This is a genomic window from Streptomyces sp. NPDC058375, from assembly GCF_042723425.1.
In the GTDB taxonomy this organism is placed as follows: domain Bacteria; phylum Actinomycetota; class Actinomycetes; order Streptomycetales; family Streptomycetaceae; genus Streptomyces; species Streptomyces durocortorensis.
Genome location: NZ_JBHXJG010000043.1, coordinates 23,287 through 36,795, shown reverse-complemented (window position 1 = coordinate 36,795; position 13,509 = coordinate 23,287). Strand labels below are relative to the sequence as shown.

Below are 13,509 nucleotides of genomic sequence, written 5' to 3'. Positions count from 1 at the left end.
ACCGGTGGACGGCGGCCGGGCCGCGACCGGTGGAGGCGGGCCGGGCCGCTACCGTCCTCGCCCGCCCGGCCGGATCACAGCTCGCCCTTGCGGGTCAGCTGGTTGAAGGCGAGCCACCCCGGCAGCACCGGCAGCCACAGCGTCATCACGCGGTACAGCAGCACCGCCGGCGCCGCGACCTCCTTCGGCAGCCCGACCGCGATCAGGCCCAGCGTCAGGGCCCCCTCGACCGCGCCCATACCGCCGGGCGTCGGGGCGGCCGAGCCGAGCGCGTTCCCGGCGAGGAAGACCACCGCGATGCTCGCGTAGCTCAGCTGGGGGACGTCCGGGCCGCTGAACGCCCGGATCGAGGCGTCCAGGCAGAGCACGAACAGGCCGGTCAGCAGCAGCATGCCGCCGATGCCGGTGAGCAGCTTCTGCGGCCGCTGCACCACGTCCAGCATGCGCGGCACCACCCCGGCGAACAGTGAGCGCACCCGGGTCACCACGAACTTCCGCAGGAACGGGATCGCCGTCACGACCAGCACCAGCACCGCGACCGTGAGCAGACCGGCGATCACCGTACGGGACGGGGTCAGCGAGTCCGGCGTCTTCTCCGTCCCCGTGAGATAGCCGAACAGCGCCAGCAGCATGATGTGGGCGCCGAGCCCGAAGAGCTGCGAGGCCCCGACGCTCGCCACCGCGAGACCGGGGCGCACCCCGGCCCGCTGGAGGAAGCGGGTGTTCAGCGCCACGCCCCCGACCGCGGCGGGCGCCACGATCTTCACGAACGAGCCGGCCACCTGTGCCTGCACGGTCTTCAGGAACGACACCCGCTCCGGCACGAAGCCCAGCAGGCTCATCGCCGCCGCCACGTAGCTCAGCGCCGAGAAGCCGAGGGCCGCCGCCACCCAGCCCCACTCCGCCTGCTCCACGACCGCCCCGAAGTCGGCCTGGGTGACCTGGGAGATCAGGAAGTACGCGGCGATGGCCCCGGCGATGAAGCTGAACAGGGTGCGCGGCTTGATCCGCTCCAGGCGGACCGGTTCGACCGGGGCCTGCGGGCGGATCAGCAGCACCTGACGGCGGATCTGGGCCAGCAGATCCTCCTCGCGGGCCTCCTCCAGCGCATCGTCGATGGCGCGCTTCTCGGCCTGCTTCTCGGTGCGCAGCGATTTCCGCTCGGCCTTGGTCTCCGCCTTGGATTCGGCCTTGGACTCGGCCTTGGACCCGGCCGCGGTGCTGTCGGCCGTCTGCTCGGCCTTCGCCTGCTCCGCCTTCGCCTGCTCGGCCTTCGCCTGCTTGGCCGCCTGCGAGGCCTCCACCACCGCCTCCCGCTCGCGCTGCGAACGCTCGCGGGCGATCCGGCGCAGCGTCGCCCGCGTGGACCGGCTCAGCGCGATCGGCTGGAGCAGCGGCAGACAGTCCGCCACCGCGTCCGGCCCGAGGACGGCCAGCGCACCGGCGACCGACCGCTCGGCCCCCACCCGCAGCCCCAGCGTGGTCAGCAGCTGGGCCACGTCCATCCGCAGCACCAGATCGCCCGCGGCGATCTCGCCGCCGCGCAGGTCCGTCACGAACGCCCTGCCGGAACGATCCACCAGGAGCGCGTCACCGGTCAGCCTGCGGTGCGCGATCCGCCGCGACTGGAGGGCCTTCACCTGACGCCAGGCGCTGCGCACCAGATCGTCGGTGATCTCCTCGTCCTCCATCGAGTCCAGCGACCGGCCGCCGATGTGCTCGTAGACCAGCATCACCGCGTCGGGGCCCAGCTCCGAGGTGGCGATCAGCTTGGGCGCGTTCGCCCCGGCGGCGATGGCCGCGTAAGCGAGCAGCGCCTCCTGCTCCAGCGCCTGGCGCAACGACTGGATCGAGCGCCGCTGGGTCAGCGTGCGCAGCGTGAGCCGCCGCCAGGCCCGGTAGAAGAACCCCTGGGCCTGCTGTTCCCGGTCGACGACGGTGACGTCCAGCGGCGGCCCGTCCTCCAGGGTGACCAGATAGCGCCGCCCCCGGTCGCTCTGGTCGGCGTGGTCCGGGGCGTCCTCGGTGCGCATCGCCGCGACCGGGCGGAAGCCCACGTGCCGCAGACCCGCCATCAGGTGCTGGCCGGTGGGGCGGACGTTCGGCGAGCCGACCGCGTACAGCGTCCCGTACGCCACCGTCCAGCCGATCAGCACGGTGAGGATGATCGAGAACGGGGTGGTGTACCCGCCCACCAGCATCGCGAACGCGTCGAGCAGCAGCACCACCCACAGCACGACGCGCCAGCGCGGCCGCCGCGCCATCCCGACCGCCGTCATGTACGCGATGACCGGCGCGAGATAGCCGTGCACCGGGTCGGTGAGACCGCCGGCCGTCTGCGGCTGGGTCAGCGCGTCCTGGATGGTGCCGGGCGCGGTCCGCGAGACCCAGAGGTCGGTGGCGAGCGTCACCCCGTGGGCGAGTACGGCGGCGAGCACCCCGTCCGCGATGCGCAGCCCGTCGCGTTTGATGAGGCGTTCGATGGCGAAGGCGACCGGCACCAGCAGCACGGCGATGCTGGACACCAGGCCGGCGATCTTGATCAGCAGATCGGGCGCCTGCTCGGTGCCCTTGGAGATGTCGTCCTCAAGGCCGGTGGTGGTTCCCTGGGCGAACGCGGCGATCGAGAACAGCACCGCGATCGCGAGCACTCCGATGAGCAGCCGCATCAGGTCGGAGGGACGGTGCACCCGGGCGGGGAGCAGCGGTTCGTCACCGGAGACGCGGTCGGTCAGCGCGGCCTCGGCGGAGGCCAGCGTCGAGCCGGCCAGATGTCCGGTGGTGGACGTCGTGGGGCCGTCGGCGCGGGGCGGTCCGGCGCTGTCGTCGTGGGGTGATCCGGCGGAGGCGCGGGGCGGTCCGGAGGACTCGGAAGCACCCTCCGGGCGCTCCCCGGCATCGGAGGCGTCCGCCGCCTTCGGTGGCTGCACGCCCTGCTCCTTCGTCGCCTCTGGTTCGTCTTCGTGTTCTGGTATCACCGGTCACCGCCCGCATGATGGTGGCACGGCCCGTAGACAGAGGAGGGCATCAGGGTGCATTGCACGGGCGCGGGAAGCGCAACATACGCTCCTTTGCACCTGCGTGCACGCTGTGTGTCCGGACGGATACCGTCTCGACCGGGCTGTCGGTGGCGTACGGCAGGATGGGGCGGATGAGCCAGGACCAGACGGACGGGGGCGGCTCCGGCACCGCCCCGGCCGGCACCGGACCGCCGGAAAACGCGGAGCCGTCCGGGCGCGCGGAGCCGCCGGAGTACGCGGAGCTGCCCGCGTACGCGGAGCGCGTCCTCGATGTGGCCGATCTGATCCCGCCCGGCCGGGTGATGACGTACGGCGACATCGCGGAGTGGCTGGGCGAGGGAGGGCCCCGCCAGGTCGGCCGGACCATGGCGCTGTACGGGTCGGCCGTGCCGTGGTGGCGTGTCGTCCGCGCCGACGGGACGCTGCTGCCCGCCCACGAGCTGCGGGCCCTGGACCACTACCGCGCCGAGGGCACCCCGCTGCGCGAGGCGTCGCGGCAGGCGGAGGGGCACATCCCGCGCATCGACATGCGGCGCGCCCGCTGGGACGGCGGTGAAAGCGGCGGGCGGGCCGGTGACACGGCTGACACCACCGGTGCGGCTGGCACGGTTGGCACCGCTGGCACGGTTGGCACCGCTGGCACGGTTGGCACCGCGCGCGGGGAACGCGAAGAAGGGGACGGTCCGGGCGACGAAGCTCACACCTGACGGCTTTTGCCGTCCGCCACCGGCCACGACGGCCCGACCCGGCCGAGGACGTGACGAGGGACGCAGCGCGGTCGTCGCCTCCCGCGCCGTCGGCGGCGTAGCGTCGTCATCGCGCGGCACGTCCGCCCCCTTCCTCTTCTTCCCCGGCTGCACCGAACCTGTTCCTCACCTGTTCCACGTCACCAGTACACCCGCGTACACCCCACCAGGACCGGCGATCCACGTGAGTTCCTCCTCCACCCGGCACAGTCCGCACCGTGAGTCACGGCCGCGGACCACGGGCGCGTACCGCCTGGTGCGCACTCCGCCGGGTTCCGTGGATCCCCCCCTCCTGGACGCAGGCCAGCGCGCGGTGGTTGACCACCCCGGCGGGCCGCTGCTGGTCCTCGCCGGGCCCGGCACCGGCAAGACCACCACCCTCGTCGAATCCGTCGCCGCCCGGGTGAACCGGGGCGGCGACCCCGCCCGCATCCTCGTCCTCACCTTCAGCCGCAAGGCCGCCGTCGAACTGCGCGACCGGATGGCGGCCCGCCTCGGGGCGGCCCGGGGCCCGCAGGCCACCACCTTCCACTCGTACTGCTACGCCCTGGTCCGGGCGAACCAGGACGCCGACCTGTTCGCCGATCCGCTGCGCCTGCTGTCCGGGCCCGAGCAGGACGTCACCGTCCGCGAACTGCTCGCGGGCCAGCTCGACCTGGAGAAGGAGGGCCTGGCCCATGTCCGCTGGCCGGACGAGCTGCGGTCCTGCCTGACCACCCGCGGCTTCGCCGACGAGGTGCGCGCCGTGCTGGCCCGCAGCCGCGAACTGGGCCTCGGCCCGGACGCGCTGGCCGCCTTCGCCGCCCGCACCGGCCGCCCGGACTGGAGCGCGGCGGCCCAGTTCCTCGCCGAGTACCTCGACGTCCTCGACGCCCAGGGCGTTCTGGACTACGCCGAGCTGGTGCACCGCGCGGTCCTGCTCGCCGAGCGCCCCGAGGTCGCGGCGGAGCTGGCCGGCCGCTACGACGCGGTGTACGTCGACGAGTACCAGGACACCGACCCCGCCCAGGTGCGCCTGCTGCACGCGCTGGCCGGCAACCGGGGGCGCGCGCCGGAGTACGCCCGGGGGCACGGCGAGGGCGAGGACGCGCGCGACGAAGGCGAGGGCGGGGGCGTGCGCGACGAAGGCGAGGGCGGGGGCGTGCGCGCCGGGCGGACGCTGATCGCCTTCGGCGACCCCGACCAGTCGATCTACACCTTCCGGGGCGCCGACGTGAACGGCATCCTCGACTTCCCGGACACCTTCCGCCGGGCGGACGGCGGGCCCGCGCCCGTGGGCGTCCTCACCACCTCCCGCCGCTCCGGGGCCGGACTGCTGGCGGCGACCCGGCTGCTCACCCGACGGATGCCGCTGACCCGGCTGCCCGCCGACACGGTCCGCGCCCACCGCGAGCTGCACGCCGTCCGGGACGGCGGCCGCGTCGAGACGTACACCTACCCGACCGCGTCCACGGAGCTGGAGAACATCGCGGACCTCCTGCGCCGCGCCCACCTGGAGGACGGGGTGCCGTGGCAGGAGATGGCCGTGCTGGTACGGGCCGGGGGCCGCTCGCTGCCCGCCGTCCGCCGCGCCCTCACCTCCGCCGGCGTCCCCCTGGAGGTCGACGGCGACGACCTCCCGCTGCGCCACGAACCGGCCGTCGCTCCGCTGCTGACGGCCCTGCGGACGGTGGCGACGGCGGCGCTGCAACGCCTCCCCGACCTCCCCGAGGGAGATCCGGAGGAGGCCGGAGCACCCTCCTGGCTCGACACCGAGACCGCCCTGACCCTCCTCACCTCCCCTCTCGGCTCCATGGACGCCGCCGACCTGCGCCGCCTCGGCCGGGCCCTGCGCGACGAGGAGCGCGCCGCCGGGATCCGGATCCCCGCCCCCTCCGACGAACTGCTGGCCCGCGCCCTCGCCGAGCCCGAACGGCTCGTCACGCACGACCCGGCGTACGCCCACGGCGCGCAGCGCCTCGGCGCGCTCCTGCGCAAGGCCCGCGAGCTCCTCGAAGGCGGCGGCACCGCCGAGGAGGCCCTGTGGACCCTGTGGAACGGCACCCCCTGGCCGGGCCGGCTGGAGCGGGCCGCGCTGCGCGGCGGGGCGGGCGGGCGCAATGCCGACCGTGATCTCGACGCGGTGTGCGCCCTGTTCGACACGGCCGCCCGCGCCGAGGAGCGCACCGGCGGGCGCGGGGCCCTCAACTTCCTGGAAGAGGTCGACGCCCAGGACATCGCCGCCGACATCCTCTCCCGGCGGACCGCCCGCCCCGACGCCGTACGTCTGATGACCGCCCACCGCTCCAAGGGCCTGGAGTGGCGGCTCGTCGTCGTCGCCGGGGTCCAGGAGGGCGTCTGGCCCGACCTGCGCCGCCGGGGCTCGCTCCTGGAGGCGGACCGGATCGGCCGCGACGGGCTCGCCGAGCCCCTCACGCCCGGCGCCCTCCTCGCCGAGGAGCGCCGCCTCTTCTACGTCGCCGCCACCCGCGCCCGCGAGCGCCTGATCGTCACCGCCGTGAAGGCACCCGCCGACGACGGCGACCAGCCCTCCCGCTTCCTGACCGAGCTGGGCGTCGAACCCCGGGACGTCACCGGCCGCCCGCGCCGCCCCCTCGCCGTCGCCGCGCTCGTCGCCGAACTGCGCGCCACCACCGTCGACCCGGCGGCCTCCGACGCGCTGCGCGAGGCCGCCGCCCACCGCCTCGCCCGGCTCGCCGCGCTCACCGACGACGAGGGGCAGCCGCTGGTGCCCGCGGCCCACCCGTACCGCTGGTGGGGGCTGGACGAGCCGACCCGCTCCGCCGTCCCGCTGCGCGACCGCGACCAGCCCGTCACCCTCTCCGGCAGCGCGCTCGACCAGCTCGCCAACACCTGCGCCCTCCAGTGGTTCCTGGGCCGCGAGGTGAAGGCCGACGCCCCGGCCACGGCCGCCCAGGGGTTCGGCAACGTGGTCCACGTACTCGCCGACGAGGTCGCCTCCAGCCGTACGCCCGCCGACCTGGACGTCCTCATGGAGCGCCTGGACTCCGTGTGGAACGGTCTCGCCTTCGACGCCCCCTGGAAGTCCGAGCAGGAGAAGGACCAGGCCCGCGCCGCCCTGGAACGCTTTCTGCACTGGCACGTCCTGGACCGGGGAGGCCGCACCCCCACCGCGAGCGAGCACGACTTCGACGTGACCCTGGAGGCGGGCGAGTACGCCGTCCGCATCCGGGGCTCCATGGACCGGGTCGAACAGGACGCCGAGGGCCGGGCGTACGTCGTCGACTTCAAGACCGGCAAGGGCGCCCCCACCAAGGACGAGGTCGCCGCCCACCCCCAGCTCGCCGTCTACCAGCTCGCCGTCCGCGAGGGCGCGGTCGACGAGGTCTTCGACGGAGAGCGCCCCGAGCCGGGCGGCGCCGAACTGGTCCAGCTCCGTCAGCCCGCCCCCAAGAAGGAGGGCGGCGACGCCTTCCCCAAGGTCCAGGCCCAGGAACCGCTGGCGGGGGAGTGGGTCTCCGACCTGCTCGCCACGGCCGCCGGAAAGGTCCTGGACGAACGCTTCACGCCCACCACCGGAACGCACTGCTCCCACTGCACCTTCCGCGCCTCGTGCAGTGCGCAGCCGGAGGGGCGGCAGGTGGTGGAGTAGCCGCCGCGTCCGGTCGCCAGGTGGTGGACCAGCCGCCGCGTCCGGTCGCCAGGTGGTGGACCAGCCGCCGCGTCCGGTCGCCAGGTAATGGAGCGGGGCATCCGGTTCGTACCGGGTTGTCAGTGGGCCCGGTTACCGTTGTCCGGGTGTCCCCACGCATCACCGATCCCGAGCAGCTCAAGGAGCTCCTCGGGATCCCCTTCACCCCGGAGCAGACGGCCTGCATCACCGCGCCGCCCGCCCCGCAGGTGATCGTGGCCGGAGCCGGGTCGGGCAAGACCACGGTGATGGCCGCGCGCGTGGTCTGGCTGGTCGGCACCGGACAGGTCGCGCCCGAGCAGGTCCTCGGCCTGACCTTCACCAACAAGGCGGCGGGCGAGCTGGCCGAGCGGGTCCGCAAGGCGCTGATCGCCGCCGGGGTCACCGACCCCGACGTCATCGACCCGGACAACCCTCCGGGCGAACCCACCATCTCCACCTACCACGCGTTCGCCGGCCGCCTCCTCACCGAGCACGGCCTGCGCGTCGGCCTGGAGCCCTCCACCCGCCTCCTCGCCGACGCCACCCGCTACCAGCTGGCAGCGAAGGTGCTGCGCGAGGCCCCGGGCCCGTATCCGGCGCTCACCCGGTCCTTCTCCACCCTGGTCAGCGATCTGCTCGCGCTCGACGGGGAGCTGTCCGAACACCTCGTACGCCCCCGGGCGCTGGAGACGTACGACACCGAGCTGCTGCGGGAGCTGGCCGCCGCCAAGCTCAGCAACGCCGACCTGCGCAAGATCCCCGAGACCGCCGAGGCCCGCCGCTCCCTCCTCGGCCTCACCGAGCGCTACCGAGCGGCCAAGCGCAGCCGCGACCTCCTGGACTTCGGCGACCAGATCGCCCTCTCCGCCGAGCTGGCCCTGACCCGGCCCGAGGTGGGGGCGATCCTGCGCGAGGAGTTCCGGGTCGTCCTCCTCGACGAGTACCAGGACACGTCGGTGGCCCAGCGGCTCCTGCTCTCGGCGCTGTTCGGCAGCGGTACGGGGGCGGGTACGGGAGTGGGAGCGGGCGGCCACGCGGTGACCGCCGTGGGCGACCCCTGCCAGGCGATCTACGGCTGGCGCGGCGCGTCCGTCGCCAACCTGGACGACTTCCCCCAGCACTTCCCGCACGCCGACGGCACCCCCGCCACCCGCTACAGCCTCAGCGAGAACCGCCGCAGCGGCGGCCGCCTCCTCCAGCTTGCCAACGGGCTCGCCGAACCGCTGCGCGCGATGCACGAGGGCGTCGAGGCACTGCGCCCCGCCCCGGGCGCCGAGCGCGACGGCGTCGTCCGTTGCGCCCTGCTGCCCACCCACACCGAGGAGATCGACTGGCTCGCGGACTCCCTCGCCCACCTCGTACGCACCGGAACCCCGCCCGGCGAGATCGCCGTCCTGTGCCGCACCGCCGGGGACTTCCCCGAGATCCAGGCGGCCTTGGTCGCCCGGGACATCCCGGTCGAGGTCGTCGGCCTCGCCGGGCTGCTGCATCTGCCCGAGGTGGCCGACCTGGTCGCCGTCTGCGAGGTCCTCCAGGACCCGGGGGCCAACGCCTCGCTGGTCCGTCTGCTCACCGGACCGCGCTGGCGCATCGGCCCCCGCGACCTCGCGCTCCTCGGCCGCCGCGCCCGCCTCCTCGTCCACCGGACCGGCCACGCGGACGACGCCGACGCGGACCAGCGGCTCGCGGAGGCCGTCGAGGGCACGGACCCGGCCGAGGTGATATCGCTCGCGGACGCGCTGGACACCTTCCTGGTCGCGGGGGACGAGGCCGACGACGGGCTGCCGTTCTCCGCCGAGGCCCGCGTCCGCTTCGCCCGCTTGGCCCGGGAGCTGCGCGACCTGCGCCGCTCGCTCGCGGACCCCCTGATGGACGTGCTGCACCGGGTCCTGGCCACCACGGGTCTGGAGGTCGAGCTGTCCGCGTCCCCGCAGGCGCTGGCCGCCCGCCGCCGCGAGACGCTGACCAACTTCCTCGACATAGCGGCCCGGTTCGCATCCCTCGACGGCGAGACTTCGCTGCTCGCCTTCCTCGGCTTCCTGCGGACCGCCGCGCAGTACGAGAAGGGCCTCGACAACGCGCTGCCCGGCGGCGAGAACACCGTCAAGGTGCTGACCGCCCACAAGTCCAAGGGCCTGGAGTGGGACGTCGTCGCCGTCCCCGGACTGGTGACGGGCCAGTTCCCCAGCGGTCAGTCCCGGGACGCCTGGACCGCCCAGGCCAAGGTGCTCCCGCACGCCCTGCGCGGCGACGCGGCGACGCTCCCGACACTGGACGCGTACGACGCCAAGGGCATGAAGGCGTTCAAGGAGGAGATGAAGGAGCACCAGCACACGGAGGAACTGCGCCTCGGGTACGTCACCTTCACCCGCCCCCGCTCCCTGCTCCTCGGCTCCGGCCACTGGTGGGGCCCGTCCCAGAAGAAGACGCGCGGCCCGTCCGCCTTCCTGGATGCGCTGTACGAGCACTGCGCGGCGGGCCACGGCGAGATCGAGGCCTGGGCGGACGAGCCCGCCGAGGACGAGGAGAACCCGGCCCTCGCGGAACGCGACGCCGACCTGGCCTGGCCGCTCCCGCTCGACGCCGACGCCCTCGCCCGCCGCCGCGCCGCCCGGGACACGGTGCTGGCCCACCTGGAGCGCATGGCCGTCGAGGGGGACGAGCCGGAGGCGCCGACGTACGGGCCCGGCCCCGACGACGTACCGACGCACGAACCCTGGGACGAGGAGCCCTCGCTCGACGAGTCCCCGGCCGACGAGGACTGGGACTGGGACGCGCTCCCCACCGAACGTCCCGCCGATGCGCCGGAGGCCACACCGGACACGGCGGACCCGGCCCGCGAGCCGACCCCGCACGCCGAGCCCGCCCCGCACGCCGAGCCCGCCCTGCACGCCGAGCCCGCCCCGCACATCCCGGCGGCCCGCCACGCCCCGGAAACCACCGGCCCGGCCGACCGCCTCACCCCCGAGGAGGCCCGCACCCTCGCCTCCTGGGACCGGGACCTCGACTCCCTCGCCGGGGAGCTGCGTCGCGCCCGCGCCACCGTGCGCGAGGTCGTCATCCCCGCCGCCCTCTCCGCCACCCAGCTGCTGCGCCTCGCCGAGGACCCCGACGCCTTCGCCCAGGAGCTGGCCCGCCCCATGCCCCGCCCGCCGCAGCCCGCCGCCCGCCGGGGCACCCGGTTCCACGCCTGGGTGGAGTCCCGGTACGAGGAGCTGCCGCTGCCCATGCTCGGCCCCGACGAACTGCCCGGCGGCGACGAGAGCGACGCCGAGATCTCCGACGAGCGGGACCTCGCCGAGCTGAAGGAGGCGTTCGAGCGCACCGCGTACGCCCGGCGCACGCCGTACCGCGTGGAGACCCCCTTCCAGATCACCCTGGCGGGCCGGGTGATCCGGGGCCGTATCGACGCCGTCTACCGCACGGGCGACACGTACGAGATCGTCGACTGGAAGACCACCCGCCACCGCACCGCCGACCCGCTCCAACTCGCCGTCTACCGCCTCGCCTGGGCCGAGCTGCACGATCTGTCGCTCGACGCGGTCACCGCCACGTTCCTCTACGTACGCACGGGCGAGACCGTCCATCCGCAGGGGCTGCCCGGCCGGGCCGAGCTGGAGCGGATCCTGCTGGACGAGCCGGTCCCCGAGGACGGATAGGCTCAAGAGCATGAGCGAGACCCCGGACAGCGCCGTCCGTACGTACACCGAGCAGCACCGCGCCGCCTTCCTCGACGACCTCGCCGAGTGGCTGCGCATCCCCTCCGTATCCGCGCAGCCGGAGCACGACGGGGACGTACGGCGCAGCGCCGAGTGGCTGAGCGCCAAGCTCAGGGAGACCGGCTTCCCGGTCGCCGAGATCTGGGAGACCCCCGGCGCCCCGGCGGTCTTCGCCGAGTGGCCCAGCGAGGACCCCGGCGCCCCGACCGTCCTGGTCTACGGCCACCACGACGTGCAGCCCGCCGCACGCGAGGACGGCTGGGCGACCGACCCGTTCGAGCCGGTGATCCGGGACGGCCGGATGTACGGGCGCGGCGCGGCCGACGACAAGGGCCAGGTGTTCTTCCACACCCTGGGCGTCCGCGCCCACCTCGCCGGGACCGGCCGCACGACCCCCGCCGTGAACCTGAAGCTGCTGATCGAGGGCGAGGAGGAGTCCGGCTCGCCGAACTTCCGCGCCCTGGCCGAACAGCAGGCGGGCCGGCTCGCCGCAGACGCGGTGATCGTCTCGGACACCGGCATGTGGGACGAGGACACCCCGACCGTCTGCACCGGCATGCGGGGCCTCGCCGAGTGCGAGATCGAGCTGTTCGGGCCCGCGCAGGACATCCACTCCGGATCGTTCGGCGGAGGCGTCCCCAATCCGGCCACCGAGATCGCCCGGCTGGTCGCCGCCCTCCACGACGAGGACGGCCACGTCGCGATCCCCGGCTTCTACGACGGGGTCACCGACCTCACCGACACCGAGCGGGCCCTCTTCGCCGAGCTGCCCTTCGACGAGTCCACCTGGCTGCGCACCGCGAAGTCGCAGGCGGCCTCCGGCGAGGCCGGGTACTCCACGCTGGAGCGCGTCTGGGCCCGCCCCACCGCCGAGGTCAACGGCATCGGCGGCGGCTACCAGGGCGCGGGCAGCAAGACGATCATCCCCTCCTCCGCCCTGGTGAAGATCAGCTTCCGGCTGGTCGACGGCCAGGACCCCGACCGCGTACAGCAGATGGTCCGCACGTGGGCCGCCTCCCGCATCCCGGCGGGCATCCGGCACCGGATCGCCTTCCAGCCCGCCACCCGCCCCTGCCTGACCCCGCTGGGCCACCCCGCCCTCCAGGCCGTGGCCCGCGCGATGGGCCGGGCCTTCGGAAGCAAGATCCTCTTCACCCGCGAGGGAGGCTCGGGCCCCGCCGCCGACCTCAGGGACGTGCTCGGCGCCCCCGTCCTCTTCCTCGGCATCTCCGTCCCCTCCGACGGCTGGCACGCCCCCGACGAGAAGGTCGAGCTGGACCTGCTGCTGAAGGGCGTGGAGACGACCGCGTACCTGTGGAGCGAACTGGCCACGGCGCTCGCCCGATGAACTTCGCCCCACCTCCGTACACCCGATCCACCCAGGGGGAGTAGGAAGCACCTGTGAGCACCTTCGACAACGCCACCGCAGACCGTCCGATCGGCCTCACCGCGCCGAGCGGCATCGACCGCGCGGCCCACCACCGTCTCGACGAGGCGTGGCTGGCCGTGGCGTGGAGCCACCCGACGACCCGCGTCTTCGTCGTCTCCGGCGGCCAGGTGCTGATCGACGACACCCCCGACGGGGGCACCGAGATCGTCATGACCCCGGCCTTCGAGGCCCCGGTCACCGAGACCCACCGGTACTTCCTCGGTACCGACGAGACGGGCGTCAGCTACTTCGCGCTCCAGAAGGACTCGCTGCCCGGCCGCATGGACCAGTCGGCCCGCCCGGCCGGACTCCGTGAGGCGGGGCTTCTCCTCGGCCCCCGCGACGCGGGGCTCATGGTCCACGCGGTCGCCCTGGAGAACTGGCAGCGCCTCCACCGCTTCTGCTCCCGCTGCGGTGAGCGCACCGTCATCGCGGCGGCCGGCCACATCCGCCGTTGCCAGGCCTGCGGGGCCGAGCACTACCCGCGCACCGACCCGGCGGTCATCATGCTCGTCACCGACGACCAGGACCGGGCCCTGCTGGGCCGCCAGGTGCACTGGCCGGAGGGCCGCTTCTCCACGCTCGCCGGATTCGTCGAGCCGGGGGAGTCGATCGAGCAGTCCGTGGCCCGCGAGGTCTACGAAGAGGCCGGGATCACGGTCGGCGAGGTCGAGTACATCGCCAGCCAGCCGTGGCCCTTCCCGTCCAGCCTGATGCTCGGCTTCATGGCACGGGCGACCACCTTCGACATCACCGTCGACGGCGAGGAGATCGAGGAGGCCCGCTGGTTCTCCCGCGAGGACCTCACCGCAGCCTTCGAGTCCGGCGAGATCATGCCCCCGTTCGGCATCTCCATCGCGGCCCGCCTGATCGAACTCTGGTACGGCAAGCCGCTCCCGAGGCCCGGTGCCGCGAAGCGGACCGTCTGAGGTCCGCACCCCGGACACACGACTGCCCCCGG

Annotated in this window: 6 protein-coding genes; 5 read left to right on the top strand and 1 reads right to left on the bottom strand. The window is 74.1% G+C overall.

What is annotated here, in order from left to right; genetic code table 11:
* Positions 1–74: 74 nt before the first annotated feature.
* A complete protein-coding gene (locus ACFWM7_RS10400) occupies positions 75–2,930 on the bottom strand; it encodes a YbhN family protein (protein ID WP_383257660.1) in 2,856 nt (951 codons plus the stop codon).
* A gap of 221 nt (positions 2,931–3,151) precedes the next feature.
* Here ACFWM7_RS10400 and ACFWM7_RS10395 point away from each other — a divergent pair, with 221 nt between their 5' ends.
* The 5 genes from ACFWM7_RS10395 (at position 3,152) to nudC (ending at position 13,477) form a co-directional block, all read left to right on the top strand.
* Positions 3,152–3,727 (top strand): MGMT family protein, encoded by a 576-nt coding sequence (locus tag ACFWM7_RS10395; protein ID WP_383257656.1) that lies wholly within the window; start codon positions 3,152–3,154, stop codon positions 3,725–3,727.
* A 223-nt stretch (positions 3,728–3,950) separates the two neighbouring features.
* Positions 3,951–7,379 (top strand): ATP-dependent helicase, encoded by a 3,429-nt coding sequence (locus tag ACFWM7_RS10390; RefSeq protein ID WP_383257650.1) that lies wholly within the window; start codon positions 3,951–3,953, stop codon positions 7,377–7,379.
* A 146-nt stretch (positions 7,380–7,525) separates the two neighbouring features.
* On the top strand, positions 7,526–11,059 hold the full coding sequence (locus ACFWM7_RS10385) for a UvrD-helicase domain-containing protein (protein ID WP_383257644.1): 3,534 nt from the start codon (positions 7,526–7,528) through the stop codon (positions 11,057–11,059).
* A 10-nt stretch (positions 11,060–11,069) separates the two neighbouring features.
* Positions 11,070–12,467, top strand: a complete 1,398-nt coding sequence (locus ACFWM7_RS10380; protein WP_383257640.1) for a dipeptidase — start codon at positions 11,070–11,072, stop codon at positions 12,465–12,467.
* Between the two features lie 53 nt (positions 12,468–12,520).
* Complete coding sequence (gene nudC, locus ACFWM7_RS10375) at positions 12,521–13,477, top strand: NAD(+) diphosphatase (protein ID WP_383257637.1); 957 nt, start codon at positions 12,521–12,523, stop codon at positions 13,475–13,477.
* The last annotated feature ends 32 nt before the right edge of the window (positions 13,478–13,509 follow it).

Bases quoted from the DNA above. Each gene is read 5' to 3' on its own strand.
- ACFWM7_RS10395 (WP_383257656.1), top strand. From the start codon at position 3,152: ATGAGCCAGGACCAGACGGACGGGGGCGGCTCCGGCACCGCCCCGGCC.
- ACFWM7_RS10380 (WP_383257640.1), top strand. From the start codon at position 11,070: ATGAGCGAGACCCCGGACAGCGCCGTCCGTACGTACACCGAGCAGCAC.